The following is a 4929-nucleotide window of genomic DNA, read 5'->3' on the forward strand; positions in this document are numbered from 1 at the left end:
GCCCAACCCGTACGCCAGGACGGCGGTGCGGGCACGCGCCCGGTGCATCGCCGCCAGGAAGGCATCGAGTCCGGCGTCGTCCAGCGGAGCTTCCGCCTCGGCCAGGAGCTCCAGGCTTTCCAGCACACCGGAACGGGTGCGCTCCACGGTGACGACGGCGACCGAACCGGCAGCCTGCCCCGGGGCGCCGGGCCTGCCAGGAGCAGCGCCGAGGACCACCAGCCGGGTGCTGCGCGGGGAGCGGCTATGGCAGAACCCGGAGAAAGCCGCTTCGTCCCAGATTTCGCTGACCGGCTCGTAGAGTCCCCAGCCGACGGGTGCCGACCCCGTGGCCGCTTCGAAGACGCGCGCAGTGAAGGAACCGGCGCGGGTGGTGTGGGACGCCGGATGGAACACGCTGGCCCGGACATGCAGGTAGGCGCTCTGGAGACGTTCCGCGGAGAGAAAATCATCCGCCACGGCGTCACCGGGACGTAGACCGTCCCCGTCCCACGCCTGCACCCGGCCGGTCGCCGCGTCAAAGAAGCCGCCGTCAGCGCCCGTCGCCATCCAGGCCGCGGCCTGGCCATCCAGCAGGGCGGACAGCGGCAGGGTGATCGATGATGTGGACGGGGTCAGCACCACAAAATGCCGTCCGGCTGCCACCGCGCCGGCGTAAGCCCGGGTGAGCCACGGACTCAGCCCCACTACCGGCTGATCGCAGAAGACCATGGCCGTTGACGGGGTCAGGAAATCGTAGGCGGAATCGTGCATCAGGAACGTACCCCGTCCGGAAGGAGCACCACGCCGCTGGTGCGGCGGGCGATAGCGTGGGTGAGCGCATCAGCCAGCGTGCCGCCGTCGGGCGCTCCACCCGTGGCGTAGACATCCAGCCACCAAACCGGCTCAGCGGACCCGGTTCCTTCGGCCGTGAAGAACGCCGGGATGCCGGAACCAGCCGGGGCGCTGACCTCGGCGCCGCGCTGCAGCCGCAGGATCTCGCCGGGCACCTGGATCCGCCGGGGAAGTTCGAGCACCAGCGGCACCCGGCCGCCGTCGACGATTTCGATCACCTGGCCCTCCGCGGCTTCCCGCATGCTTTTCTCCGGCATCGTTTCCAGCAGGGCCTCAACAAGCAGCTTCTGCTGCGGTTCCTGAACGCTGATTACTGTCCATCGTGTGCTCACTGTCCGCTCCCTGCTATTGATGCTGCCGCCGCAGAAGTGTCTGCCGGCTCGTTGAGGAACAGCTGCAGCATCTGCACCGGGCGGCCGGGCTGGATCAGCTGGGCCCGGCCCGGCGGCAGGGTGCGGGCCCGGACTCCGTTGATCAGCGCACCTTCGGTCCGGTCACCGGAGAGGATCAGGGTCGCGCTGCCGGAGTCGCGCAGGGCGGTGAAGAACGATTCGTACATGCCGCGGCTGGCTCCGCGCACGCGCCGGGACAGGATGGCATGGAGCCCGATTTCCGGTGCCAGCGGCAGGTACGGAGTCAGCCGCGACAGCGGCGAGGACCCGCCGGCGGTCAGGATGTCATAGTCATCGATGATGAGCACCACGCGCGGGGCGGCCGCCACTTCCTCCGGGGTCGCGGCTATCCGCTTTTCGAGCTCCGCGGCGACGGCTCCGGCCAGCTTCTCGGCCAGCGCGGCGCTGGTGGCGTAGCCGCCCAGATAGTCGTCCGCCACTTCGCCGGTGAGGGAGCGCCGCGGGTCAAAGACCGCGAACACAATGTCTTCTGCGCTGTGCTGGGACGCCAGCGTCCGGATCAAAGTCTTGAGGACATTGGACTTGCCGGAACTGTCATCACCCATCACCACCAGATGATGTTCGCGGCCCTGCAGATCCAGGTTCTCCGTGCCCAGGTCAGTTTCCCGCAGGCCCAGCGGCACCAGGCCGGGAACCGACGGCACGGGAGCGGGATCGGCGGGAGCGACGGCGGTCACCAGGTCGCGGGTGCCCTGGACCGCGGAACCGTCGTCGGGGCTGCCATCGATCCGGGGGAGCGCCAGGTGTCCCTGCAGCTTCCGGTCGGTCAGGGACCGTCCGGGCGTGCCGGGACTCAGCGCTTCCGCCAGTTTGCGTCCGTGCGCGGATTCGCCGGGATCGGCCAGGCGCAGCTCGATGCGGTTCCCGAAGAAACTCTGCTGCGCAATCCGGATTTCGTTCATGCGGGAGCAGGTGACCACCACATGGATGCCGTACCCGCCGCCGCGGCTGATCAGGGCGTGGACGGATTTTTCGATGTCCTCGAATTCATCCGAAAGCTGTCCGTAGCCATCCATCACCAGGACGATGTCCGCACTGGGCAGTTCGGGAATGCGTCCCTGCGCGCACAGGCTGCGCAGCGTGGCCAGCGAATCGATCTGGTACTTCTCGAAGATCCGTTCCCGGTGCGTGAGCATTCCCAGGATTTCATCGACGGTCCGGCGGATAACTTCCCGGTTGGTGCGCACGGCCACCCCGCCGACGTGCGGAAGGCCTTCCAGCGGGAGAAGGGAACTGCCAAGCAGGTCAACGGCGTAAATGCCGACTTCGGACGGCGAATGGGTCAGGGCCAGCGACGCCACGATGGTCCGCAGCGCGGTGCTTTTGCCCGTGGACGGGCCGCCGACGATCGCGGCGTTGCCGCCGTTCGCGGCGAGGTCCAGGTTCCAGATGCCCTGCCACTGCTTGGCCGGGTCATCGAGCAGGCCAATCGGGATGGAGAGGTTGCCGCCGGAGTTCAGCCGCAGGCCCTGGCTGGTGGTCAGCACTCCGCCGGCAGCGGTGTCCAGCGCCAGGCCGCGGGGCAGCGGCGGCAGCCAGATCGGGTCCACGGCGCGCGGGAAGCGGGAGAGGGTCTGCATCAGAGCGGAAAGGACAGTGGGACCGGTGGTCCGTTTGGAGGACGACGTCGAGGCTGCGCCGGGTGCCGAACCCTCGGCCTGGCCGCTGGTTTCCAAAGACGCCGCGTACCGCGGCACGGGCAGTACCGGTGCCGCGTCGTCGTCGTTGTCTTCCGGGGCAGGCGGGGCGGCGTCCTCCAGCGGGCCGGACACGTAGCCGGCTTTGAACCGGGTGTAAGTGGTGGTGTCCACCTTGAGGTACCCGAAGCCGGGAACCGGGGGCAGATGGAAGGCGTCCGGGGTGTCCAGCACGGTGCGGGATTCGGACTCGGACAGGGTGCGCAGGCCGATCCGGTAGGACAGGTAGGTGTCCAGGCCGCGGAGCTTGCCGCCTTCGATGCGCTGGCTGGAGAGGAGCAGGTGCACGCCGATGGAGCGGCCGATCCGGCCGATGGAGAGGAAGAGTTCGATGAAGTCAGGCCGGGCGGTGAGCAGCTCGCCGAACTCGTCAATGATCACCACCAGGTGCGGCAGCGGGGCAACGTCCTCGCCCTGGGCCATGCGGTGCTGCCGGTGCAGCTGGTAATCGGTGATGTTGGCCAGGTTGCCGGCGTCCTTCAGGACTTCCTGCCGGCGCTGGATTTCGCCGGACAGGCTGGCGTAGACGCGTTCAATCAGGCTGACGTCGTCGGAGAGGTTGGTGATCACGCCAGTGACCTGCGGTGCGTCCGCGAACGGTGCGAACGTGGCGCCGCCCTTGTAGTCCACCAGCACCATGGCCAGCAGCTCCGGTGGATGGGTGGCCAGCAGGCCGACCACCAGGGAGCGCAGCATCTCGGATTTGCCCGAACCCGTGGCACCCACGCAGAGGCCGTGCGGTCCGTGGCCGAACTGCGCGGATTCTTTCAGGTCCAGGAGCGCCGGCCGGCCGCGGTCGTCGGCGCCGAGCGGAACCCGGAGGAAGTCCACTTCGCTGCGCGGCTGCCAGAGCCGGCGGATATCCGCCTCGTCCAGTGCCGGCGAGAGGCCCAGCATCTCGAGGAAGCCTTCGGAACTTCCGGAGGTGTCGTGTTCCAGGGAATCGGGGGAGAGGCGCAGCGGTGCCAGGGACCTCGCCAGCGCCTCGGCCAGGGCGGGCGGCAGCGGATCGAGGGTGCCTTCTTCCACCCGGGGTTCCACCGGGTCCGCCCGGTAGTTTTCCAGCCGGAAGCCGGTGGGCGTTTCGGAGATGCGGACCGCTACCTCGCCGGGTTCCTGGCCGCGTTCGGCGGCCAGGTGCAGGGTGGTGATGCCGAGCTGGCCGGAGGAGGACTGCCGGTCCGGGAGGGGCAGCTCGGCGGGCAGCTGACCGTAGCTGTCCGAGACGACCAGCAGCCGCGGCAGCGCGGTGCCGATGCCGCCGCGCAGGAAGTTCTTGCGGGATTCCGCGGCCAGGCTGGAACGGTTGGTCAGGTCCTGCTGCAGCAGGTCGGCCAGGGTATCCATGTCCGGTGCCAGCCGGCGCAGCGGCCCGGTGCGGTGTGTGGATCCCTGGTCGGCCAGGTGCGGCAGCCAGGTGGCCCATTCCCAGTCGACGCGTGACTCGCCGCCGGCAGCGAGGGCCAGATGCAGGTCCTCCGGGGAATGGAAGGCGCTGCTTTGGAGCAGCAGCAGCCGGGCGACCTGCAGCACGAAGGGACGGGAGCCCACCACGCTGACGTTCCCGGCGCCGTCGAGCGGAACGGTGAGGGGAAGGTCCGGGCTGGCTTCGTAGCGCCGCTTGAGGATCTCGAGTTCGGTGGCCATAAAGGTGTCGTCCCGGGCCAGCGCGGACCCGGAATCGAGGACGGTGATTTCCCGGTGCCTGCGGGTGCCGGAGCCCAGGCGGGTATGCAGGAAGTCCTCGTTGTGCCGGCGGCGTTCCCAGATGCGGTGGGGGTTGCGGATGATGTCGAACAGGGCGTCCGGCGGCGGATTGGCGGCGCGGGCCACCGTGGCGGCAGCCTGTTCCTCCAGGCGCAGCGTCCGGCGGCAGCGTTCCAGGTATTCGAGGTAGTTCTCCCGCTGTTCGCGCCGGGCGCGTCCCTGCTTGCCGCGCTGGCTGACCATCATCACGATCGAGGCGAGGATGGTCACGATCATCA

General features: G+C 69.0%; 3 protein-coding genes. All 3 read right to left on the reverse strand.

Annotation, left to right across the window (positions count from 1 at the left end; translation table 11 throughout):
* Nucleotides 1-753: DUF6177 family protein (locus RTN46_RS15620; RefSeq protein ID WP_312182762.1), on the reverse strand; the 753-nt coding region annotated here is incomplete at its 3' end.
* Nucleotides 753-1166, reverse strand: a complete 414-nt coding sequence (locus tag RTN46_RS15625) for a hypothetical protein (protein ID WP_312182764.1) — start codon at nucleotides 1164-1166, stop codon at nucleotides 753-755. The genes RTN46_RS15620 and RTN46_RS15625, both read right to left, overlap by 1 nt.
* Nucleotides 1163-4929, reverse strand: a 3767-nt coding sequence (eccCa, locus tag RTN46_RS15630) for a type VII secretion protein EccCa (protein ID WP_312182766.1), incomplete at its 5' end; no start/stop codon positions are given. The genes RTN46_RS15625 and eccCa, both read right to left, overlap by 4 nt.

It is taken from the genome of Arthrobacter sp. (assembly GCF_031988865.1).
GTDB lineage: Bacteria > Actinomycetota > Actinomycetes > Actinomycetales > Micrococcaceae > Arthrobacter_B.